Genomic DNA, 23,379 nt, shown 5'->3' with positions numbered 1-23,379 from the left:
TCAGCATCCCGCGGATAACATGACTCCATGAGTGTGCAATTGCGTGTCGTCCTCGATCAGACGGTGCATGTCGTCGATGCTGATCAGGCGAGTGCCGCGGTTGCTCTGACCACCGGGCTGGTGCAGACGGCGCCTCGTGGTTGTGGAGTCTCGGCCATCGTGCCCAGCGGCGCGGAGCTCTCTCTGCAGGGCGTTCAGGACGTGCGGACGCTGCCGTTCGGACGCAGGGAGCTGGCCGGAGCCTGGCAGATGGGAATCACCCCCGGCGTCGGAGGCGGCCTCATCCACGCGCCCAGCCTGATGGCCCCGCTGGTGCGTCACGACCGCGTGCACGACAACGATCAGACGACGGTGACGCTGTGGGATCTGGACGCATGGGAAGCGCCCGGTTCCATGCCGAAGCCCGCCGTCGCCTGGCACAAGGCCATGCTCAAGCGCGCCGTGAAGCACGCGGATGCCGTCGTCGTTCCCTCGCACGCGATGGCCGCGCGCCTCGCTGAGCTGGCGAGGCTCGGCGATCGCATCCGCGTCATCGCGGGGGCGGCGCCTTCCGGCTTCGAAGTGCCGTCGGATGCTGCGCGCCGGCGCGATGACCTGCTGCTGCCCGAGCGCTATGTCGTCGTCACCGGCGACGCAGAGTCGATGGCGCATGGATTCCGCGCCGCCGCGAGACTCGACATCGACGTCGTCGTGCTGGGTGCCGCGGACGGCTCCGAGCCCGAGCTCGCGGACGCCGCCGCAGCGACCGGCCTGCCGGAGCGCCGTGCGCACATTCGAGGTGCGCTGATCGACGACGACCGGGCCGCGGTGCTCGGCGGTGCGGCCGCGCTGGTCGCGACGGCGACGACCATGACGTGGCCGTGGCGCGCTGTCGAGGCGATGTCGCTGGGAGTGCCATTGGTCGCCGTCGAGTCCGGGATGAACCACGATGTCATCGCCGACGGCGGGTCCGTGATCCCAGCCGGCGAATTGGACGAGGCTCTCGAGGATGCCCTCGGCGCGGGGGAGCGGCGGCTGCGCGTGCTGGCGTCCGATCGCTCTCGTGCGTTCTCGTGGGCGAGTTCGGCGGAACGGATCTGGGCGCTGCACGCAGAGCTCTGAGAACTGTCTGCGAATACCCGCGACGCGCCGGGTCGAATCAGCCGATATTCCGCCGCGCTGGCATCATTGCGCAACTTGCGTCACACTGTTCACATGCCTTCACATGGAACCCGCGGCGCCCGCACGTCCCGAACAGCCCGCTGGCTCGTCACTCTGCTCGCGGTCGTCGGCCTCGTCCTGGGTACCGCGGCGCCCGTTTCGGCGGCTTCGGCGTCGGCGGTTCCTGCGACAGCATCCGTGTCGTCGACCGGTCTCGCCGGAGGTCCTGCGAAGATGTCACTGGCCGGACTCAACGCCGGCAACATCATCAGCGACGCCGTGTTCACCAACAAGGCCACGATGACCGAGGCGCAGATCCAGGCGTTCTTCAACTCGAAGGTGTCGACCTGCCGTGGCGGCAGCGACAAGTACGGTCCGATCGTCTGCCTGAAGGACTTCAAGATCAACTCGGTGACCATGCCGGCCGACGCGTACTGCAAGGGCTACACGGGCGCCAAGGGCGAGACGGCTGCGCGCATCATCCACCGCGTCGCGCAAGCGTGCAACATCAACCCGCAGGTGCTCATCGTCATGCTCCAGAAGGAGCAGGGCCTGATCACCCACACCTGGCCCAGCGCCTGGCGGTACGACATCGCGCTCGGGCAGGGATGTCCGGACACGGCACCGTGCGACCCGAAGTTCGTCGGCTTCTTCCACCAGATCTACGGTGCAGCGCGCCAGATGCAGCTGTACATGGAGGGCAAGTACTTCAACTGGTACGCACCGGGAAAGACGTGGAACATCCTGTACCACCCCAACAAGAGCTGCGGCACCGCGCCCGTCAGGGTCGCCAACAAGGCGACGTCTGCGCTCTACTACTACACGCCCTATCAGCCCAACGCAGCGGCGATGAAGGCCGGCTACGGTACGGGTGACTCGTGCTCGAGCTACGGCAATCGGAACTTCTACAACTACTTCACCGACTGGTTCGGGCCGACCAGCATCTCGACGTTCCAGATGGGTGCTGTTCGGGCCGAGGGCCAGTTCACAGTCGGTCAGGTCGTCCGCGCATCGGCTGCAGTCTCCCCGGCGCCCACCAGCCTGGCCTACCAGTGGTATAGAGGCGGTGCGGCCATCTCCGGCGCCACACAGCAGAACTACTCGTTGACGCCTGCCGACGCGGGGTCCGGGGTGAGCGTCCGAGTGGTCGCGAAGCGCAGTGGATACGCGGACGGCGTGGCGACCTCTTCGGCCACCACAGTCAAGGGAGTGTCGGTCGCAAGGCTGTCCGGTCGCACCAGGGAGACGACGGCCATCGAGGTCTCCCGCGCTGCATGGCCGACGGGCACCGGCACGGTGATGCTCGCCACGAGCCTCGACTACGCCGATGCGCTCAGCGGCGCTGCCGCAGCAGGAAAAGCTTCGGCATCGTTGCTGCTGACGCCCGCCGGCAGTCTGCCCACCGAGGTCGCAGCGGAGATCAAGCGGCTCTCGCCGAATCGTGTGGTGCTGGTCGGCGGCACCGGCGTGCTCTCGAAGAGGGTCGCCGATCAGGTCGCAGCAGCTGTTCCCGCAGCGAAGATCGAGCGGTTGGCAGGGGCAGACCGATACGCGACCTCGCAAGCGGCGGCAGAGCTCGGCGGGGCGAGCGCAGACGTTCTCATCGCTACGGGTCGCGATTACCCCGACGCCCTTAGCGCCGCTGCGGTGGCGAACGGCATCGGCGCGCCCGTGCTGCTCGTCAACGGTGCGGCTCGACAGCTGGATGCTCCGGCGCTGGCGACACTCCGCAAGATCGGTGCGAAGTCGGCGACGATCGTGGGAGGTACCGGTGTCGTCGACGCTCGCATCGAACAGGATCTTGTGAAGGCAGGTCTGACGGTCACCCGGCTGGCTGGATCCGACCGCTATGCCACCAACGACGCGGTCGTCAGGAAGTACTTCCCGGGAAGTGCGCTCAAGGTGCTGTTCGCCTCGGGCATGGGATTCGCCGACGCTCTGCCGGCGTCAGTGCTCGCCGGTCGTTGGAAAGTTCCGCTCCTGCTCACGGGCCAGTCCTGCGTTGTCCGCACCGCAGCCGACTTCATGCAGCAGCGTGGCTCGGATTCCGCGGTCCTCGTCGGCGGGCCCGCAGTCCTGGACGCGGGAGTCGCTGCGCTGCGTCGCTGCTGACCTCCATCGTTCAGCGCGCGCGGTTTCGCACTGGATAGAATGAACCCAGCGACCCTTCGGCTGGAGCCCTCTTGACGATCACCGATCCATTTGCTCTTGTGCCGCGCTCCGATTTCGACACCCCCGGCAAGAGCCACGGTCTGATCGACGTCGTGCGCTGGCGCTATCTGCTGCGCCTGCTGGTGCATACCGGCGTCACAACGCGCTACCGCAACTCCGTGCTCGGATGGCTCTGGTCGTACGTGCGCCCGGCCGCGCAGTTCCTGGTGTTCTGGGTCGTCCTCGGCATCTTCATGAACCTCGATCGCGTTCCGAACTACGCGGTCTACCTGTTCTCCGGCATCGTCGTCATCAACCTCTTCTCCGAGGGCTTCAAGAACGCCACGACGTCGATCGTCGGCAATGCCGCGCTGGTGCGAAAGGTCTTCCTTCCCCGTCAGCTCTTCGCCGTCTCAGCGGTGCTCGTATCGTTCGTGCACTTCCTGCCGCAGGCGGGTCTGCTGCTGCTGGTCTGCCTGCTGATGGGGTGGGCAGGACACATCACCGTTCTGGGCGTGCTCGCAGCGCTGGCTGGAATAGGCATCGTCATGGTCTTCTCGCTCGGGCTCGGTCTGCTCTTCGGCGCCGTCAACGTCCGCTTCCGGGACGCGGAGAACATCGTCGAGCTGATGTTGTTGCTCGCGACCTGGGCGTCCCCGGTGCTCTACTCCTGGACGATGGTGCAGGATGCCATCGTAAACAAGCTGCAGTGGCCGAGCTGGCTCGTCGACGTCTATCTGCTTAACCCGATCACACAGGGCGTGCAGCTGTTCCATTACGCATTCTGGCGCCCGGCCACCGAGGATCTGGTGAGCGCAGCCGGCTACGTCGGCGACGCGCTGGTGCCGCTGCCGCCGAACCTCGCCATGAACACGCTGTGGACGGCATTGATCGCCGTCGCGACGCTGCTGCTCGGGCAGCTGGTCTTCCGTCGCCTCGAAGGAAAGTTCGCACAGGATCTATGAGTGACACAGCGCTCCGTCCGAGCATCATCATCGATGGCGTCCGAAAGACGTTCACCCTGAACCACGCGTTCTCGTTGAAGGACACCGTCGTGTCGTGGATCCGTCGGCGCAAGCTCTCGTCGACCTTCGAAGCGCTCAAGGGCATCGACCTGGTGATCGGCGAGGGCGAGTCCGTCGCGATCCTCGGCATGAACGGCTCCGGAAAGTCCACGCTGTTGAAGCTCATCTCCGGAGTGATGGAACCGGATGCGGGCGAGGTGCTCACGCGTGGCCGGGTCGCCGGCCTCATAGAGGTGGGGGCGGGTTTTCACCCCGAGCTGTCCGGACGTGAAAACGTCTTCCTGAACGCGGCGATCCTCGGTATGAAGAAGGCGGAGATCGAGGAGCGCTATGACGACATCGTGGCGTTCAGCGAGATCGAGGAGTTCATCGACCAGGAGGTCAAGCACTACTCGTCCGGCATGTTCCTGAGGCTGGCGTTCGCTGTGGCGATCCATGTGCGGCTCGACGTGCTGCTGATGGACGAGATCCTCTCGGTCGGCGACGTGCCGTTCCGCGAGAAGTGCCGCCAGAAGTTCGAGGAGCTCATCGCCGCAGGCAAGACCCTCGTCGTGGTCAGCCATGACATGGAGATGGTCCGCGACCTGTGCACGAGGGGCGTGGTCATCCGCAAGGGCGAAGTGATCTACGACGGCGAACTCGAGGGCGCGATCGCCTTGGTGGATGCCGCGTGATTATCGATTGGTTCACGCAATTGCCGGTTCTGCTGGTGACTGCAGGCATCGTCTTCGTCCCTGGCATCCTCGCGTTCGGTTTCGCCGGCCTGCGCGGCCTGCCGTTGTTGGCGTCAGCTCCGCTGTTCACCGTCGCGGCGACTGCTGTGGTCGCGTTGCTCCTTGGAGAAGCGGGAATTCCCTGGGGCCCTCTGCCGTGGGCGCTGGCGATGGTGGTTCTGGTTCCTGTCGCGCTGCTCGTCGGTCGCTGGAGCGGCGGTCGGCTGAGCGATGCGGCGCCGTCGCCGCTGCGATGGATCCTTCCCGCGGCAATCGGTGCCGGCATCGCGCTGTCGATCTGGCGCGTCGTCGCGTATGTGCAGGACCCTTCAGGCGTTTCGCAGACGAATGACGCTGTGTTCCACATGAACGCGATCCGCTACATCCTCGAGACCGACAACGCCTCGTCGCTCCACGTGAATTCGGTGATAGGCGGTCGAAGCTTCTATCCGGCCGCGTGGCACGGAATCGTCTCGCTCGTCGTGCTGCTGACAGGTGCTGAGATCACGGTAGCTGCCAATATGTTCACGCTGGTGATCGCAGCGGTGATCTGGCCGCTCGGCATCGCGTGGCTGGCCCGCGCCGTGACGACGTCGTCGGCTGTGGCCGCGTACGCGGCGATCCTCGCCGGCGCCCTGCAGACCTTCCCGCTGCTGATGTTCCAGTGGGGCGTGCTGTTCCCGAATGCTCTGTCGACGGCCATGATCCCGGCGGCGGTAGCCCTGGTGATCACTGTGCCGCGCTGGGCTGGAGCCACACGAAAGGCGGCACATGTCGTCCGGGTCGCGTTGCTGATTCTCGTAGGAGTCGCGGCGATCCTGCTTGCTCAGCCCGCCGGCATCCTGCCGTGGATGGCGGTCTGTGCCGTCTGGCTCACGTTCCAGATCTTCTCCCATCTCGCTGATTGGCGGTGGCCGTGGGTGCTGGTGAGCGTGGTCATGCTCTGGGCCGTCGTGGTGGCGATCTGGCTGTACCTTGCGCAGGGCACCTCCGGCTCGCATTGGCCTCCCTTCCGCGGCAAGCTCGAAGTGTTCCTCGATGTGCTGTTGAACGGACAGGTGACGATCCCCTTCGCATTCGGCGTCAGCGCCCTGATGCTGGTCGGTCTCATCGTGGCGGCGAGGGCCGTGGCGCTGCGGTGGTTCGCCGTCGCGTGGGCCGGCATCTCGGCGCTTTACCTGATGGTGGCTGCCATCGGTGCGCCAGTCATCCGTGTCGGCATCCTCGGCGCGTGGTATGCCGACCCATACCGGATCGCATCTTTGGCGCCCATTGTGGTCATCCCGCTCGCTGCGATCGGCGCAGATGCCCTGGTGCGCGCGATCTCGGCAAGATTCAGGCGATCCGCAGAGCCCGCGTCGACGCTCGTGGGCCTCGGGGCGACTGTGGCGTTCATGATCGTGCTGATCATCGTGCGCCCCGTCGCGATGCCAGCGGTGACCCAGGGCACGTTCGATCGTGAGTCCCGCTATCTGGCATCCGCGGATGCGTTCCTTAGCCCTGACGAGCGGGAACTTCTCCGAAAGCTGCCCGAGTACGTTCCAGCAGATGCGCGAATCATCGGCAACCCGTCGACGGGAAGCGGATTCGGGTACTTCATCAGCGGACTCGACGTGTATCCGCGCACCTGGGCGACACCCACGACTGCCGCGTGGCAGGAGATCGCTTCCGGGCTACGCGAGGCTGCCTCCGACTCCGCTGTCTGCGACGCGCTGGCTGTCCTCGAGAATCCCGAGTATGTACTGGACTTCGGTCCCGGAGACAACAGCCCTGGTCGCTATGTGATGCCGGGGATGACGGATTTCGCTGGGCAGCCTGGTTTCGAACTGGTCACATCGGTGGGGGACGTCTCCCTGTGGCGCATCACGGCGTGCGCTCAGTAGTGCGGTGGGACATTTAGATAGAATCTGGTGTGATGCGTCCGGTTGATCTACCCGTTCTCGTCGTGATTCCGGCGTTGAACGAAGAGAACTCCGTCGCGGACGTGGTCCGCGACGTGCGCGACGCGATTCCCCGCGCCCGGTGTGTCGTGATCGACGACGGCTCGAGTGACGCGACCGCTGATCGAGCCAGAGCGGGCGGCGCGGACATCCTTCGCCTTCCGTTCAATCTCGGTGTCGGTGGCGCGATGCGGGCCGGTTACCGATTTGCGGAGGCGCACGGCTACCGTGTGGTCATTCAGGTCGACGGCGACGGCCAGCATGACCCGGCGATGATTCCTGAGATGATCGCCCGACTCGAGCATACGGATCTTGTGATCGGCGCACGGTTCGCCGGTAGGGGTGACTACGGCGTGCGCGGTCCACGAAAATGGGCAATGCGTCTCCTCGCTTGGGTGATCAGCCGAGTCGCGGGTGCGAAGCTGACGGATGTCACGAGCGGGTTCAAAGCGGCGGGCCCACGAGCGATCGCGCTTTTCGCCGATAGTTTCCCGGCCGAGTACCTCGGTGACACGATCGAGGCTCTCGTAATCGGAGCCAGAGCGGGGCTGCGGATCCAGCAGATCCCGGTTTCGATGCGGGCCCGTCAGGCGGGTGTGCCATCGCACCGCCCCATCAAGGCCGCGGTCTATCTCGTGCGGGCGTGCGCGGCGTTCGGATTGGCGATGATCCGACCGCGGGCCCGTGTGAGGAATGACGCATGAACATGAGCACGATCACCTATGTTTTCGGGATCCTCGCGGCCTTGCTCGCGCTGATCGCAATCATCGAACTCATGCGGCGCGGCACACTGCGCGAGCGCCACGCCGTGTGGTGGTTCGTCGGTGGGTTGATGGCGCTGGTGATCGCGGTGTTCCCGCAGACGCTCGGCTGGGCTGCCGCGGCTCTTGGGATTGTCGTGCCGGTGAACCTCGTGTTCTTCGTCGCGATCGCACTGTTGTTCCTGGTGAGTCTTCAGTACGGTGCCGAGCTGACACGCGTGGAAGAGAAGCTGCGCGTCCTTGCTGAGGAAGCAGCCTTTCATGAGAGGCGCATCCAGCTTCTCGAGAGCGCAACGGACGCCGAGAATCCGAACGCCGAGCCGTCCGACGGCCCGCAAGAGGGACGCACAGCATGACGGCCAGGAACCGTGCGGTGATCGCTTCGAGGCTTTTCCCGCCGGAAGTCAGCGCAGGTGCCTTCCGGCTTGGAGCCCTTGCCCGAGCACTCGTGAGGCGCGACTGGACCGTGCGCGTGCTCACCACGCGCCCCCCTTCCCATGCCCCACAGGCCAAGGATGCCCTCGGCGTGGAAGTCCGACGTTGGCCGGTGCTCAGGGACGCGGGTGGCAACGTCCGCGGATACGTGCAGTACATGAGCTTCGACGTGCCGTTGGTGGCACGCCTGCTCTGCACGAAGTACGACGTGGCTGTCGCCGAGTCGCCGCCGACCACCGGGCTGGTGGTGGCGCTGGCGTCCGCGGTTCGTCGTCGTCCATTCGTGTACTACGCGGCCGATGTGTGGACTGACGGGGTGATCTCGATGGGCGCACCTCGCATCGTCGTGTCAGTGATGCGCTGGATGGAGCACGCTGTGCTGACCCGAGCACACAGCATCATCTCGGTCTCCGATGAGGTGACGGAACGCCTCACCCTGCTCGGCGCCGACTCTGCCGCGATCTCGACTGTAGGCAACGGAATAGACACCGACATCTTCACCCCCGACGGACATTCTGCCTCCGAGGAGATCTACTTCGTCTATACCGGGACGATGTCGGAGTGGCAGCAGCCGGATGTCTTCATTCGTGCATTTGCGCAGATTGCAGACCGCGATCCTGACGTGCGGTTGAAATTCTTCGGTCAGGGCGCTGTGGAGAACGATCTCCGGCGGCTTGCCCAGGAGTTGGTGCCAGGCAGAGTCGACTTCGGAGGTGTGGTGAGCCCGGCGGAGTCTGCTGCATGGATCCGTGGAGCGGTCGCGTCGCTAGTGAGCATCGCGCCAGGCATCGGCTACGACTTCGCCAAACCCACCAAGACCTACGCTGCGGCGGCCTCCGGTACGCCGGTGCTCTTCGCCGGACCATCGGCGGGTGCGAACCTCGTCACAGAGGCTGGACTCGGACGGGCGGTCGCGTTCACACCGGACGCGGTTGCGACCGCGATGCGCGAACTTCTGACGGCTGCCGTTGACGGCACTTCTGCGAACGAAGGTCCGCGGCGCGCGGCCTGGGCTCAGAAGCACGTTTCGCTGCGGGCCGTCGCTGAACATGTGGGCCGCGTTGTCGCGGAAGCTGCGCAGACGCCGACGAGTAAACTCGATCCTGCTTCCCGCAGGTCATCTGGCGAAAGCGAAAGGCGAAAATCGTGACCTCCTCATCTGTGCGGATCGTGGACTCCGCTGACGTCTCCGCAGACGCGTCCATCGGCGACGGATCCTCCATCTGGCATCTGGCACAGGTGCGCGAAGGCGTGAAGATGGGTGCGAACTGCATCGTCGGCCGTGGCGCCTACATCGGCACGGGCGTCGAGATGGGCGACAACTGCAAGGTCCAGAACTACGCCCTGGTGTATGAGCCCGCGAAGCTCGGGGACGGCGTCTTCATCGGGCCCGCGGTGGTGCTGACCAACGACACGTATCCACGTGCCATCAACGCCGATGGCACCATCAAGAGCGCGCAGGACTGGGAGCCGGTCGGCGTCACCATCGAGCGCGGAGCCTCGATCGGCGCACGCGCGACCTGTGTCGCTCCGGTCAGGATCGGCGCCTGGGCCACCGTTGCCGCCGGTGCCGTGGTCGTGAAGGACGTGCCGCCGCACGCACTGGTCGCCGGCGTGCCCGCCCGTCGGATCGGCTGGGTGGGGGAGTCGGGCGTTCCGCTCGTTGCAGGAGACGACGACGCGACCTGGCTGTGTCCGACCACGGGCTCGCGCTACTTCGAAATCAATGGAATTCTCACCAAGGAGGTCGCGTGAGCGAGTTCATCCCCCCGGCGAAGCCGATCATCGGCGACGACGAGCGCGAGGCGGTTGATCGTGTGCTGCGCAGTGGCATGGTGGCGCAGGGGCCGGAGGTGGCGGCTTTCGAGGAGGAGTTCTCGGCGCACTTCGTGCCTGGGCGTCCTTCAGTAGCGGTCAATTCCGGAACCGCGGGGCTGCACCTGGGTCTGCTCGCAGCGGGTGTGGGTCCGGGCGATGAGGTCATCGTGCCGTCGTTCACGTTCGCTGCGACCGGCAACTCGGTGGCGCTGACCGGAGCGACCCCGGTGTTCGTCGACATCGAGCCGGAGACCTTCACATTGGATCCGGTGGCGGTGGCCGCGGCGGTGACCTCGAAGACGAAGGGTGTCCTGCCGGTGCACCTGTACGGGCACCCGGCGCGGATGCGCGAGCTGGAGGCGATCGCCGCTGAGCGGGAGATCGCGCTGTACGAGGACGCCGCGCAGGCGCATGGTGCAGCGTTGGATGGCAGCCCGGTGGGGTCGTTCGGCGAGTTCGCGATGTTCAGCCTGTACCCGACGAAGAACATGACCAGCGGTGAGGGTGGCATGGTCACCACCGCGACGGCGGAGCTCGCTCGGCAGGTGAAGCTGCTGCGCAATCAGGGCATGGAGCGCCAGTACGAGAACGAGATCGTGGGGTTCAACGCGCGGATGACCGACATCCATGCGGCGATCGGTCGTGTGCAGCTGACGAAGGTGGATGCCTGGACGGCGACCCGCCAGTCGAATGCCGCGTTCCTGGACGCGAACCTGCGGGGAGTCGTCGTCCCGCCGGTCGCCGAGGGTGCCGTGCACGTGTACCACCAGTACACGATCCGGGTGCCCGAGGATCGCGACGGGTTCGTGAAGGCATTGAAGGAGGAGCACCAGGTGGGTGCCGGGGTGTACTACCCGATCCCGAATCACAGACTGCCTTCCCTCGCGCCGTACGCTCCGGGGCTGAATCTGCCCGAGACGGAGCGCGCCGCGCGTGAGGTCGCATCTCTGCCGGTGCACCCGTCGCTGTCGGCTGCGGACCTGGAGCGGATCGTCACCGCGGTGAACGCTGTCGCTGGGGCCGGTTCCTGATGGTGCTGCGGGCCGGACTTCTCGGCATCGGGATGATGGGACGCCATCACGCGCGTGTGCTGCGTGAGCTGGAAGGGGTGGATCTCGTCTCGATGGCCGATCCCGGCGGCGATCCGCATGGTGTTGCCGGGGATCTGCAGGTGCTGCCGGATATCGACACGCTGATCGATGCGGGGCTCGATATGGCGGTGGTCGCCGTGCCGACGCGGTTCCACGAGGATGCGGCGCTGAAGCTGGCTGCTGCCGGCGTGCACACCCTGGTCGAGAAGCCGATCGCGCACTCGCTGGAAGCCGGACAGCGCATGGTCGATGCGTTCAAGACCGCCGGCCTGGTCGGAGCGGTCGGACACATCGAGCGCTTCAACCCCGCGCTGCAGGAATTGCGCCGCCGCATCGAGGCCGGCGAGCTCGGGGCGGTCTACCAGATCGTCACCCGTCGTCAGGGGCCGTTCCCCTCGCGCATCGCCGACGTCGGAGTGGCGAAGGACCTCGCCTCCCACGACGTCGACCTCACCGCGTGGGTGGTGCAGTCCGACTATGAGCGAGTGTTCGCACAGACGGCGTTCAAGTCCGGCCGCGAGCACGAGGACATGATCACCATCACAGGCCGCACGGCGAGCGGTGTCATCGTGAACAACATCGTCAACTGGCTCTCTCCGATGAAGGAGCGCCTCACGGTGGTCACAGGGGAGAAGGGCGCCTTCGTCGCCGACACCTCCACCGGCGACCTCACGTTCTACGCCAACGGCACCATCCCGCTCGAGTGGGAGTCGGTCTCCAGCTTCCGCGGTGTCTCCGAAGGGGACGTGACACGGTACGCATTCGCCAAGCGCGAGCCGCTGCGCGTTGAGCACGAGGCCTTCCGCGACGCCGTGCTCGGCAAGCAGACCGACGTCGTCACGATGGAGCAGGGCCAGCGCACCCTCGCAGTCATCGAAGCAGCCCTGGAGTCCTCCCGCAGCGGAGCCGCCCGTAACCTGAGTGCATGATGAACGCGGCCCGCACGACCCTGCGCGGCGCGGCTGCCGCGGCGGTCGTCGCTTTTGCGATGATCGGGACCTTTCTCACGCCAGTGCCGGCCGCCGCCGCTCACGTCAAGCCCGCGGCGCGCACCATCCACGCGGGACCGGCTGTGACTGATGGAACGGAGCGCCTGGCAGGCGAGGACCGCTACGAGACGTCTGTGGCGGTCTCGAAGAACTTTGCACCCGGCGTGCCCATCGTCTACGTCGCGACTGGGCAGGACTACCCGGACGCGCTGTCAGCCGCCGCAGCAGCCGCGTCGGCCGGGGGGCCGCTCCTTCTCACTCTTCGCACCCGGGTGCCAGACGTAGTCCGACAGGAGCTGAAGCGCCTGTCTCCCGACAGGATTGTCGTCGTCGGCGGCAGCGGCGTGATCTCGGCCAGCGTGCTGGAAACACTTTCTGAGACGGCGCCGACCGCTCGCGTGGCCGGGGCTGACCGCTACAAGACTTCGGCCGCGCTCGTTTCCGCGACCTTTGGCGCAGCCGGGGCCGGTCACGTGTTCCTGGCAACCGGCCGCACGTTCCCGGATGCGCTCGCAGCATCCGGAGCCGCCGGCGCCGAAGCGGCTCCCGTGCTGCTGGTGGACGGTGCTCAGTCGCGCCTGCCGGACCACACGATGCGGCTCCTGACAGCACTGGGGGCATCACGCATCTCTATCGCCGGAGGTTACGGCGCGATCAGCGAAGGCGAGCAGGCGCAGCTTCAGCGGGCCGGATTCGCGGTCGAGCGTCACGCGGGGCGCGGACGCTACGAGACAGCGGCATCCATCAATGAGGCGTTCTTCACCCCGGAGTCGGCTCCGGCTGTGTTTCTCGCGACGGGGGAGGACTTTCCTGACGCGCTGGCGGGTGCTGCCCTCGCCGGCGGCATGGGTGCACCTTTGTTCGTCGTTCAGCGCACATGTGCGCCGCAAGCAGTGCGCTCAGCGGTCACAGCCTTCGGTGAAGCTACACGTGTCGCCCTCGGGGGCGCAGCTGTGGTCTCATCGTCGGCCGCCCGGCTCAATCCGTGCACGACTTCCGATTCCGCGAAGCTGTCGATGGATTTCGCGACAAGCGGCTGGCATTTGACGACGGCGTCACCGATTCCGTACGGGGATCGAGCACCGGTTGATGTACGCTCGGCGGCCCAACCCGTTGATGCGACTGGGCTGCGCATCTATACGCGGCGAGACAACGGCGCGCGTGCTGATCACCCCGTCGTGTACGCGCAGTACGGTATCTCAGCGCTGCAGGAATATGAACGCACCGGCGAGGAGCTGTGGCGTGCTCGCGCCATCCGCAACGCTGAACGGCTCATCGAGATGCGCTCGCTGCGCGGCGATGCCTGGTGGTTCAGCTATACATTTCCGTGGACCTACGACGGCCGCACTCTGAGCGCACCGTGGTGGTCGGCAATGGCACAGGGACAAGCGCTGTCACTGTTCGTCCGGTTAGCGGAGGAAACTGGTGAGCGAAGGTGGGAGACCGCAGCCGAGCATACTTGGCAGAGCTTCCTTCAGGCGCGCTCGACGAAGAGCCCATGGTCCAGCACGATCATCGACGGTCTGCTGTATCTCGAGGAGTACGCGGGGGACCAGCCGCCGCTGCGGGTACTCAACGGACAGATCTTCGCACTGTTCGGTGTCCACGACTACTGGCGCCTTACGGGGGATCCCACCGCTGCACGGCTGTTCGATGGTGGAGCGACGACTGTTTTGGCGATGATGCCGAAGATTCGAGTCCCGAACGGTGTCTCGTACTACTGCGTCCAGGACGGATTCTGTCAGCGGCCGCGTTGGCAGGATGCCAAATACCACGCGATCCACTCCTGGCAGCTGGACACACTCGCCACATTGACGGGTGATCGGCGGTTCTCCGAGTGGGCGAGCCTGCTGCGCGAGGACTGGAGCGCACCGGGGACGTACTCGGCGCGCCGAAGCGCACAAGGTGCCCCGTTGAACGCCGATCCTCTGGACTCCGAGGTGTGGAATGACGAACACTGATTCCTCTCGGATTCGCGCCTTCGGTGCCCGCGATCTGCTGTGGAAGCTGCTGGCGGTTCTCCCGGAGTCGCTGCAGATGAGGCTGAGACCATCCAAGTTCGGGTTCACCCCTTCGCAGATTCCCGCGCCGGTGCAGGCACCTGAAACCGGCATCCGCTTGTACGTCGGGCCGTTGAACTCGGCGGGGCAGGGCTGGGCATGGGCGCGGGCAGCCGAGCGGGTCCGTGGGGTCGGTGCGGTCAGTATGCAATACCGTACGGATCACGATCTCGGCTATCCGACTGACCATCATGTGCCGCGACTGGTCGTCATGCGGTCTCAGAAGTGGGGGCGTCGGCAGCTCGATGCCGTCGCACAGCAGTTCACGCACGTCATCACCGAGTCCCAGCATCCGCTGTTCGGGCTCGCCCTCGACAATGATCCGGTTCGTGAAGCCAACCAGCTGCGGAAGGCAGGAGTGTCCGTCGCGTCGCTCTGCCACGGCAGTGACATACGCCTGCCCTCTCGCCACCGTGAGTACGAGCCCGATTCGCCCTTTCACGCCGTCGAAGCCGAATTGACGAAGCGCCTCGAAGAGGGCGTGCGCCGACGTGCTGCGGTTCTCGACGAGCTCGACGGCGTTGAGTTCGTCTCGACGCCAGACCTCCTGCGAGATCGCCCGAGGGCCACGTGGCTGCCGGTCGTCGTGGACATCGAACGTTGGGAGACGGATCAGCCGGTTCTTGAGCGGGACAGGCCCGTCGTTCTGCATGCTCCCAGTGATGCCGGTCTCAAAGGGACCGAACTCATCCGTGACACCCTCGAGCGCATGCACGGTGCAGGACTGATCACACTCCGGATGCCGGGACGCCTGCCGGCCGACCGGGTGCCTGCCGAGGTTGCGCGTGCGGATATCGTCCTGGACCAGTTCTCACTCGGGATCTACGGAGTCGCGGCCTGTGAGGCCATGGCAGCCGGTCGTGTCGTCGTGTCGCACGTCAGCGCATTCGTCAGAGACCGCGTCGTCGAGGAGACCGGTCTCGATCTTCCGATCATCGAGGCGACAGCCGCGCAGGTTGAAGAGCGGATCCTTGAGGTCATCGCCGATCGGGAGCGTTTTCGATCCATCGCCCGCAGCGGTGTTCAGTTTGTCCGCCGGATCCATGACGGCAGCCAATCGGCCGCGAAGCTCGCACCGTTTCTCGGCGCGTCCGGTCCTTCATGAGTTCCCCAGCGCCGCCACGTAGACTGAGGTCCATGCTTCTTGACGGTACGGACGCATGAGCGACAAGCCCCGACTGCTCATCATCTCCTTTTCCGTGATCGAACGAGATGCGCGCGTTCTTCGACAGATCCGTCTCTTCGCCGACGATTACGCCATCACCACTCTCGGCTTCGGCGACGCTCCGGAGGCGGTTGTCCGGCACATTCGAGTGCCCGACGGAATGCGCGCGAATGATGTCAATGGACGCTTGATCACGCTCCGCCGGTATGCGACGGCCCATTGGCGCGCTCCCGCCGTCTCATGGGCCCGGCAGCACACCGCTCGCGGGGAATGGGACATCGTGCTGGCCAACGAAGTCGATGCCGTGCCGCTGGCGCTCCGGCTTCGCCCGAGGCTGGGAGTGCACGCTGATCTCCATGAATACCATCCTCGTGTGAAGGAGGAGCAGCCCCTGTGGGATCGGCGGATCCGACCTTACGTCGAGTTTCTGTGCCGGCGCTATGTCGCCCGCGCGGATTCATGGACCACTGTCGGCGAAGGGATCGCTGCGGAATATGAGCGCATGTTCCGATTCCGTCCGGTAGTCGTCGCAAACGCTGCACCGTATCAAGCTCGCGACGTCACGCCGCCAGCGCAGCCCCTGCGGCTCGTTCACTCGGGTGGAGCCGTGCGCGCCCGTCACCTCGAAGTCACGGTTGAAGCCGTGCTGGCCGCGAAGCTCGATGCGACCCTCGACCTCTACCTCACGCCCAACGACCCCGGATATCTGCAGGAGTTGAGGGAGCTCGCCGCGAGCTCCGGCGGGAAAGTTCGAGTGCTCGATCCGGTGCCGTACTCGCAACTGGCAGACACGATCGCCGACTACGATGTCGGAATCCATGTCCTTCCTCCCGTGAACTTCAATCACCTGTGGGCGCTGCCGAATAAGCTCTACGACTACGTGCAGGCAAGACTCGCCGTGGTGATCGGGCCTTCGCCGGAAATGGCGCGAATCGTCTCCGAACGAGGTTTCGGCGTCATCGCAGACGGCTTCGAGTCGCAGGATCTGACTCGCGCACTTGACACACTCACACCCAAAGACGTGACGACCATGAAGCGGGCGGCCGCGGCCGCCGCCGTTGATCTGGTGTCCGATGCTGAAGATGCGGGATGGCGGAGGGCGATCGACGCCCTCGCTCGGAAGGAATCACTGGCGCGATGAAGTTGATCTGGCACACGTATCGGCGCATCCTGCCTTATCTGCCCGGCGACGCGCAGCGATACATCCGCTTCTATATGGTCGCCACGAGTCTGCTCGCCCTGCTGGACATCATCGCGCTCCTGCTGCTGACGACCTCGCTGGCCTCGATAGTCTCGGGCCTCGAGGTGACGATCCCGGTGATCGGCACGATCGGTCAAGAGGGATATGTGTGGATCCTGCTGAGCGTTTCAGGGCTCATCATCCTCAAATCCATCGCGGCAATCGTCTTCCAATGGATCGCGACCCGTCGAATGGCAGCGTTCGAGCTCGAGATCGGTGATCGGCTCTTCGAGTCCTACATCCACGCCCCGTGGACGGAGAGGATGCAACGCAACCGTGCCGAGCTCGTGCGGCTCGCGGACGTCGGCATCGGCAACGTGACGGGTGGATTCCTGCTCCCATTCATGCAGCTGCCGACACTCGTCGTGACTTCCGCTTCTGTGCTGCTCGTCATCATCGTCGCCCAACCGCTTACGGCGATCGTGACTGTCGTCTACTTCGGTATCATCTCCGCCATCCTGACGCTGCTCATCTCGAAGCGCGCTGTTCGGGCAGGACGCGTGAACCGGGACTACTCGTTCCGCGTCGCATCACTGCTGACCGACATGATGGGCGCGATGAAGGAGATCACCCTCAGAGGCAAGTCCGAAGACGTCGCCCACACAGTGCACGAGAACCGCGTGCATACGGCACGAGCCCGAGCGAATCTCAGCTTTCTGGGTGCCGTGCCGCGATTCGTCCTCGACGCCGCGGTGATCGGCGGATTCGTGCTCGTGGGCGGTCTCGCGTTCCTCGTGGGAGGTTACGAGCAGGCGATCACAGCCCTGGCGCTGTTCGGTGTCGCGGGTCTGCGTCTGGTGCCATCACTCACGGGCTTCCAGAGCTCGATGACAGTTCTCACGTCGAACAGTCCGCACGTGGATGCGGTGATCCGAGACGTCGAAGCCTCCAAGAGATATCTCGAGAATCGGGAGCACCTTGGTCAGGAGCCCATCCACGGTGAGCCGGCGACGCTGTCTCTGCGTGACCTCGTCTTCACCTACCCGGGTTCCGATACTCCCGCCGTCGAAGGGCTCAGCGCGGATATCCCGATGGGATCCAGTGTCGGCATCGTCGGTTCCTCGGGCGCGGGCAAGTCGACACTCGTGGACCTCCTCCTCGGCCTCGTCACGCCCACATCGGGTGAAATCCGGCTGGGTGATCAGCCGATAGAGGAGATCCTCGCGGCGTGGCGGAGACGGGTGGGGTACGTGCCGCAGGATGTCGCGCTGTTCGATGGATCGGTCGCGCAGAATGTCGCGCTGTCATGGGACGACGACATCGACGAAGGCAAGGTGGAGGACGCCTTGCGTCGCGCGCAGCTGCTGGACGTCATCCGTGCGCGTGCCGGAGGCATCCGAGCGACGATCGGTGACCGGGGCGTCGCGCTCTCCGGCGGGCAACGTCAGCGCCTCGGCATCGCCCGAGCCCTCTACGCAGACCCCTATGTCCTCGTCATGGACGAGGCGACCAGTGCGCTGGATACGAAGACCGAGTCAGAGGTCGCGCGAGCCATCGCGCAGCTGCGCGGCCAGGTCACGATCATCTCTGTGGCACACCGGCTCTCGACCATCCGTGATCATGATCAGCTTTGGTTCATGAAGGACGGGAGGCTGCAGGCGAGCGGAACCTTCACCGAGGTCGTGCACGCGGCTCCGGAGTTCGGCGAGCAGGCAAGGTTGGCGGGGCTTCTATGAACATCGTCGTCATCACAGCCGGGGGACTGATCCCCGAAGAGCCGCTCGGAGTGCTGCCTGCTGGGACCGCGGTTCGTCGTGTCGCGGTGTCGGGCCTTGAGCGCCCAGGCCCCGACACCCTTCTCATCCCGCTTCCTGACGGTCTCATCGCCCGGTGGGCGCGTGTGGTGAACACTCGGGCGCGCCGCAGTGTTGTTCTGCGCATGCTCGTGAGGATTTCGCCACTGGACGCAGGTGCGTCCTTCTGGCGTGCGGTCAGGCGTGATGCGCGGGTGGCAGCTTTCATGGACCAGGCAGATCTGCTGGTGGCGGCCGATCGCGACGCGAACTACGCGTGCTGGCACCTGGCACGCAAGACGACCATTCCCGCCGTCAGCGGATACTCCGCGGCGAAGAAGGAGCTGCAGCGGAGGACTGCCGAATGAGACCCCACCTGCTTTACACGGCCTGGAGCTTTCCGCCGAGCCGCGCGGGCGGGGTGTACCGCGCCCTCGCCACTGTGAACGCTTTCGCAGCAGATGGTTGGGACGTCACGGTTCTCACCGTCCCGCGTGAGATCTTCGAATCTAGTACCGGCGTCGACGACTCATTGGAGCAGCAGGTTGCGCCAGGTGTCCGGGTGCTGCGCGTCGACCCGCGGTCGACGGCGCACATCAGCGATCTGCATCGATGGAGCCGTTTCCGCGCCCGCAACATCGAACTCTGGCGCGGCGTCGACAGGTTGAGGGATCTGCGGCACTTTCCTGAACTGACGTACGGCCGCTGGAAGCCGAGGTTGGAGAAAGCGGCGGCACAGGTGCACACCTCGCACCCGGTCGACCTTGCCATCGGCACCGCGAATCCGAACGTCGACTTCACCAGCGGCGCTTATCTGTCGCACCGGTTCGGTGTGCCATACGTCATGGACTACCGCGACGCCTGGGGCCTGGACGTATTCAGCGGCGAAGCGCTGGGAACCTGGATCCCAGGACGCGCCCGAGTCGAGCGACGCCTCCTGGGCGGTGCAGCAGAAGTCTGGTTCGTGAACGAGCCGATCCGCGCATGGCATGCGCAGACTTTCGCTGGAGCCGAACGGATGCACGTCGTCGCCAACGGTTACGACGAGTACGAGGTTCCCCTCGCGTCGCCAGTGCGTGCAGAACGGGATGGCGGCCTGAGGTTCGGATACATCGGAACCATGTCGGATCAAGTGCCTGTCGCACCGCTGGTGCAGGCGTGGCGGCTTGCTCGCGAACGCGGAACGGTCACGCGATCCTCGCAGCTGGTGATCCACGGGTACGTGGGCCACTACGGCACGGGGGTCGCAGCCGATGCCCTGGCCGGCGCCGAATCAGAAGGCGTTGTCTTCAGAGGTCCGGTGAGCAAGTCGCGCATCGGCGAGGTGTACGCAGGCTTCGACGCACTGGTTCTCGCTCTCGGCACCGGTCGATACGTGACAAGTGGCAAGGTCTACGAGTATCTGGCGACTGGTATCCCGATCGTTTCGGTACATGACCCGGGCAATGCCGCCACCGGCGTCGTTCGCGATGCGCCGGGGTGGGTAGGAACGCGCTCGCTGGATCCGTCGGACATCGCCGATGCGTTGTCGGAGACGGCGGCGACAGCCGCCGCGCAGACACCTGCTGAGCGTGCCGAAGCGCAGCGGTGGGGAGCACAGTATGCCCGACATGCGCAGCTGACTCCCCGGATCGCCAGCCTTCGCCGCTTGGTGGAGGGCAGGCAGTGAGTCGGATCGCCCTGACCAAGGGGTCGTTGCGCATTCCGCCGACGTACTTCGCGGTCCAACACGCGTTGGAGCTGAAGGGCGAGTTCGACTTCAGGTTCTTCACGATGGCGGCCCAGGTCACCGATGCTGCTGTGACCGATGCGATTCGCGTCGTGGATGCGTCATCAGGCACCCCGTTCGCACATGGGCGACGTCCCTGGCGGCAGAGGGAGCGCGCTCTTCCGCTCTTGAACGGGCGCATGCAACGGCAGATCAGAGCGTGGGATCCCGCCCTCATCCATCAGCATTTTGCGAACTGGTCGCAACCTGCGGTGGCGGCGGCGCGAAAGGCCGCAGTTCCGCTGCTGCTCACCGTTCACGGTGCGGATGCCTTCGTACCGCTGACGCCGCTGAGCGACAGAAACGCACTCGGCCGGCCCACCCTCCGCTGGCACCACCGGACCGTCCGCCGCGCGTTCGATGCATCGTCGCGCATCCTGGCCGTCAGCGAATACATCGCGGGTGTTGCAGTGACAGCTGGCGCTGATCCGCATCGAGTCATGGTGCATTATCAGGGCGTCGACACGGATCTGTACAGCCCCACACCGCGGCCGGGCGGCAGTGTTCCACGCGTCGTCTTCGTCGGCGCGCTGTCACGCGCGAAGGGCTTGCGGGACCTGCTGGAAGCCTCGGTGCTCCTCGCGCGCGATGTCACCCATGAACTCGTCATAGTCGGGGATGGACCGCTCCGCGGTGAGGCGGATGCCGCGGCACGCGAGCACGCGCATATCGACGTACAGGGCGCACTGGATCGGACGGGAGTGCGTGCGGCGCTCGCCGGAGCGACGGCCTTCGTGCTGCCCACGCAGGAGAACGCGGGACGGCGTGAGGCTGCAGGCCTGGTCTCGCTGGAGGCGCAGGCCTCCGGCGTCCCGGCGATCGTCTACGACTCAGGCGGGGCTTCCGAGATGCTGGTTGACGGCAGCAGCGGCCTCGTCGTCCCAGAGGGGGACGTACCGGGGCTCGCCGATGCGATCCGATCGATCATCCAGCTCCCCGACGCCGACTGGCAGGCGATGAGCACGCGGGCTCGTGCGTTCGTCGTCGAGAGCCGCAGTCTGCGCACAAGTGCCGGGCAGCTGGCCACGCACTACCGTGAACTGATCGAGGAACGATGATGGACCGCCCCCGTATTCTCTGCGTCTCTTTCTCCGATATCCGTAGCGATGCCAGGGTGCTCCGCCAACTGGAGGTGCTCGCTCGGCACGGTGAGGTCACCACTCTGTCCTACGGCGATCGTCCCGATTCGGCGTCCGATCATCTCTCGATCCCAGCTGACCTTCCATCGCTGCCGCAGACACTCTTCGGCGTCGTCAGACTCGCGCTGCGGCGCTTCGCATCCGTTGCCATGGAGGCCCCGGCAGTGAAGGCCGCGCGCGACCTCCTGCTTGGGCGCGAATTCGATATCGTGGTGGCCAACGAGGCCCGAGCGCTTCCGCTCGCATTCGAGGTCGCCGGGTCTCCGAAGGTCTGGTGCGATTTGCACGAATGGGCGCCGGCTGAGCGTACGCATGTGCTGTCGTGGCGGCTGCTGGTCGCACCCTTCATGACCTGGGTCTGTGCGCAGTACTTGCCCCGGGTGGACGCCGCAACCACAGTCAACACGTCGATCGCGCAGATGTACGAGCAGCAGTTCGGGGTCCACTGCGACATCGTCCGGAACGCTGTCGCCTATCGACCGGACCTCAGGCCGACACCGCCCGGGGAGTGCATCCGACTGGTCCACAGCGGCGGAGCCGTCCCAGGGCGCAACTTGGAAGCCATCATCGACGCGGTCGATCTGCTCGGCGATGGCTACACGCTCGACCTCTATCTTGTGCAGTCACGACAGGCCGAGTCGTACTGGAAGCAGCTCGTCGCACGCATCGCCTCGAGCCCACGTACTCGACTGCATGCGGCCGTCACCCCGGAGGAACTGCCGGCGACCTTGAACCCGCATGATCTGGGTGTGTACGCACTTCCCCCGCACACCCCGAATCACCGGCTAATGCTGCCGAACAAATTCTTCGACTTCGTGCAGGCGCGGCTCGGCTTCGTATTCGGTCCGTCTGTCGAGACCGACCGTCTCATCATGGAGAACGGTCTTGGTGTCATCGCCACGGGGTACAAGGCGAGCGATCTCGCAGATGCGATTCGTGGGCTGACTGCCGAGCAGATCAAGGGGTTCAAATCCGCGACCGACGCAGTCGCCCTACGCCTGTCGTCGGAAGCCGACGTCCTTATGGAGGAGCAGATTCTGAGTCGGCTTACGGCCGCAGAAGCCTGAGTGGGCGATGTTCGAGGGCGTCCCACCGCGTGACCGGGAGGGGCGCCATAGGATTGACTGCGTGAAGATCGTCAGCGTCGTGGGCGCCCGCCCGCAGTTCGTAAAACTCGCCCCCATCCACAAGGCCGCGCTCGCCGCCGGCGTCGAGCACGTCATCGTGCACACCGGTCAGCACTACGATCCCATGCTTTCCGATGTCTTTTTCGAGGACCTCGGCATCGGCAGTCCGGGCGTCCACCTTGGTGTGGGCAGCGGGTCACACGGCATACAGACCGGTGCGATGCTCGCTGCGTTGGATGGCGTCTTCGATGAGCATCGTCCGGACTGGGTGCTTGTGTACGGCGACACGAACTCGACGGTTGCCGCCGCATTGAGCGCCGTCAAAATGCATATACCCGTGGCACATCTCGAAGCCGGGTTGCGCAGCTTCAACAGGCGCATGCCAGAGGAGCACAATCGCGTGATGACGGACCACGCAGCAGACCTGCTGCTGGCGCCGACCCAGGTGGCCGTCGATCACTTGGCGAGCGAAGGCTTGGCTGAGCGCACGGTGCTCGTCGGTGATGTGATGACGGATGTGCTTTACGAGGTGAGAGACAGGATCGGCTCCGCGCACTCCGGGCTGCTGGCCGAACTCGACCTACGGGCTGGAGAATACTACCTGGCAACGATTCACCGCGCGGAGAACACCGACGATCCTGCCCGTCTGACCGAGATCGCTACAGCCCTGGGCGACCTGGATCGCCCGGTGGTCCTGCTCGCGCATCCCCGGGTGGTTGCGAAAGCCGCGACCCATGGGATCGAACTCAACCAGGGCACACTCATCGCACACGCGCCTCTCGCTTACCCTGATCTCATCGCCGCGGCGCTTTCCAGTGCAGGTGTCGTCACGGATTCCGGCGGACTTCAAAAGGAAGCCTTCCTCCTGCGCGTGCCGTGCACGACCGTTCGCACCGAGACGGAGTGGGTGGAGACCATCGACCTCGGCTGGAATGTCTTGGCGAATACTGCTGAGGAGATCGCCGCCGGTGTATCGCGTGCGCGTCCTTCGGACACGGATGCCACGCCCTACGGTGACGGACACGCAGCCGCTCGCGTCGTCGATGTGCTGCTGAACGCCGCGCATGATGCGCGCCCGTAGACT

At 65.4% G+C, this 23,379-nt stretch carries 20 protein-coding genes; all 20 read left to right on the top strand.

Going from position 1 to position 23,379, the window contains the following annotated elements; genetic code table 11:
* Positions 1 to 27 precede the first annotated feature (27 nt).
* Positions 28 to 1,101, top strand: a complete 1,074-nt coding sequence (locus tag ACQUSX_RS04555; RefSeq protein WP_428905775.1) for a glycosyltransferase — start codon at positions 28 to 30, stop codon at positions 1,099 to 1,101.
* A 93-nt stretch (positions 1,102 to 1,194) separates the two neighbouring features.
* A complete protein-coding gene (locus tag ACQUSX_RS04550; protein WP_428905774.1) occupies positions 1,195 to 3,252 on the top strand; it encodes a cell wall-binding repeat-containing protein in 2,058 nt (685 codons plus the stop codon).
* Between the two features lie 71 nt (positions 3,253 to 3,323).
* Positions 3,324 to 4,256 carry an ABC transporter permease gene (locus ACQUSX_RS04545; RefSeq protein ID WP_428905773.1) on the top strand — a complete coding sequence of 311 codons (933 nt, stop codon included), beginning with the start codon at positions 3,324 to 3,326 and terminating at the stop codon, positions 4,254 to 4,256.
* On the top strand, positions 4,253 to 4,990 hold the full coding sequence (locus ACQUSX_RS04540; protein ID WP_428905772.1) for an ABC transporter ATP-binding protein: 738 nt from the start codon (positions 4,253 to 4,255) through the stop codon (positions 4,988 to 4,990). The genes ACQUSX_RS04545 and ACQUSX_RS04540 overlap by 4 nt, the downstream gene beginning before the upstream one ends.
* The gene (locus ACQUSX_RS04535; protein WP_428905771.1) at positions 4,987 to 6,912 is read left to right on the top strand and encodes a DUF6541 family protein; all 1,926 of its coding nucleotides are present in this window, start codon (positions 4,987 to 4,989) and stop codon (positions 6,910 to 6,912) included. Before ACQUSX_RS04540 ends, ACQUSX_RS04535 begins: the two co-directional genes overlap by 4 nt.
* 32 nt (positions 6,913 to 6,944) lie before the next feature.
* Complete coding sequence (locus ACQUSX_RS04530) at positions 6,945 to 7,673, top strand: glycosyltransferase family 2 protein (RefSeq protein WP_428905770.1); 729 nt, start codon at positions 6,945 to 6,947, stop codon at positions 7,671 to 7,673.
* A complete protein-coding gene (locus ACQUSX_RS04525) occupies positions 7,670 to 8,086 on the top strand; it encodes a DUF2304 domain-containing protein (RefSeq protein ID WP_428905769.1) in 417 nt (138 codons plus the stop codon). Before ACQUSX_RS04530 ends, ACQUSX_RS04525 begins: the two co-directional genes overlap by 4 nt.
* Complete coding sequence (locus ACQUSX_RS04520; protein WP_428905768.1) at positions 8,083 to 9,315, top strand: glycosyltransferase family 4 protein; 1,233 nt, start codon at positions 8,083 to 8,085, stop codon at positions 9,313 to 9,315. Before ACQUSX_RS04525 ends, ACQUSX_RS04520 begins: the two co-directional genes overlap by 4 nt.
* Positions 9,312 to 9,920, top strand: coding sequence for an acyltransferase (locus ACQUSX_RS04515; RefSeq protein WP_428905767.1), 609 nt, complete (start codon positions 9,312 to 9,314; stop codon positions 9,918 to 9,920). Before ACQUSX_RS04520 ends, ACQUSX_RS04515 begins: the two co-directional genes overlap by 4 nt.
* The gene (locus ACQUSX_RS04510; protein WP_428905766.1) at positions 9,917 to 11,014 is read left to right on the top strand and encodes a DegT/DnrJ/EryC1/StrS family aminotransferase; all 1,098 of its coding nucleotides are present in this window, start codon (positions 9,917 to 9,919) and stop codon (positions 11,012 to 11,014) included. The genes ACQUSX_RS04515 and ACQUSX_RS04510 overlap by 4 nt, the downstream gene beginning before the upstream one ends.
* Complete coding sequence (locus ACQUSX_RS04505; RefSeq protein ID WP_428907586.1) at positions 11,011 to 12,003, top strand: Gfo/Idh/MocA family oxidoreductase; 993 nt, start codon at positions 11,011 to 11,013, stop codon at positions 12,001 to 12,003. Before ACQUSX_RS04510 ends, ACQUSX_RS04505 begins: the two co-directional genes overlap by 4 nt.
* Complete coding sequence (locus tag ACQUSX_RS04500; protein WP_428905765.1) at positions 12,000 to 14,024, top strand: cell wall-binding repeat-containing protein; 2,025 nt, start codon at positions 12,000 to 12,002, stop codon at positions 14,022 to 14,024. Before ACQUSX_RS04505 ends, ACQUSX_RS04500 begins: the two co-directional genes overlap by 4 nt.
* Positions 14,011 to 15,228 carry a glycosyltransferase gene (locus ACQUSX_RS04495; protein ID WP_428905764.1) on the top strand — a complete coding sequence of 406 codons (1,218 nt, stop codon included), beginning with the start codon at positions 14,011 to 14,013 and terminating at the stop codon, positions 15,226 to 15,228. Before ACQUSX_RS04500 ends, ACQUSX_RS04495 begins: the two co-directional genes overlap by 14 nt.
* Before the next feature lie 55 nt (positions 15,229 to 15,283).
* Entirely contained in the window at positions 15,284 to 16,429 is a 1,146-nt protein-coding gene (locus ACQUSX_RS04490; protein ID WP_428905763.1) for a glycosyltransferase family protein, read from the top strand.
* Positions 16,426 to 18,204 (top strand): ABC transporter ATP-binding protein, encoded by a 1,779-nt coding sequence (locus ACQUSX_RS04485; protein WP_428905762.1) that lies wholly within the window; start codon positions 16,426 to 16,428, stop codon positions 18,202 to 18,204. Before ACQUSX_RS04490 ends, ACQUSX_RS04485 begins: the two co-directional genes overlap by 4 nt.
* Complete coding sequence (locus tag ACQUSX_RS04480; protein WP_428905761.1) at positions 18,201 to 18,629, top strand: hypothetical protein; 429 nt, start codon at positions 18,201 to 18,203, stop codon at positions 18,627 to 18,629. Before ACQUSX_RS04485 ends, ACQUSX_RS04480 begins: the two co-directional genes overlap by 4 nt.
* Complete coding sequence (locus ACQUSX_RS04475) at positions 18,626 to 19,930, top strand: glycosyltransferase (RefSeq protein ID WP_428905760.1); 1,305 nt, start codon at positions 18,626 to 18,628, stop codon at positions 19,928 to 19,930. The genes ACQUSX_RS04480 and ACQUSX_RS04475 overlap by 4 nt, the downstream gene beginning before the upstream one ends.
* Positions 19,927 to 21,087: a glycosyltransferase gene (locus ACQUSX_RS04470; protein WP_428905759.1), complete on the top strand. Its 1,161-nt coding sequence runs from the start codon at positions 19,927 to 19,929 to the stop codon at positions 21,085 to 21,087. The genes ACQUSX_RS04475 and ACQUSX_RS04470 overlap by 4 nt, the downstream gene beginning before the upstream one ends.
* Complete coding sequence (locus ACQUSX_RS04465; protein ID WP_428929947.1) at positions 21,087 to 22,235, top strand: glycosyltransferase family protein; 1,149 nt, start codon at positions 21,087 to 21,089, stop codon at positions 22,233 to 22,235. Before ACQUSX_RS04470 ends, ACQUSX_RS04465 begins: the two co-directional genes overlap by 1 nt.
* 61 nt (positions 22,236 to 22,296) lie before the next feature.
* Positions 22,297 to 23,376 (top strand): non-hydrolyzing UDP-N-acetylglucosamine 2-epimerase, encoded by a 1,080-nt coding sequence (wecB, locus tag ACQUSX_RS04460; RefSeq protein ID WP_428905757.1) that lies wholly within the window; start codon positions 22,297 to 22,299, stop codon positions 23,374 to 23,376.
* Positions 23,377 to 23,379: the final 3 nt, after the last annotated feature.

Origin of the sequence: Microbacterium alcoholitolerans (genome assembly GCF_050408615.1) — a bacterium.
Classification (GTDB): domain Bacteria; phylum Actinomycetota; class Actinomycetes; order Actinomycetales; family Microbacteriaceae; genus Microbacterium.
The sequence above is the reverse complement of the archived record's forward strand: the minus strand, read 5'-3'. Positions and strand labels throughout refer to the sequence as shown.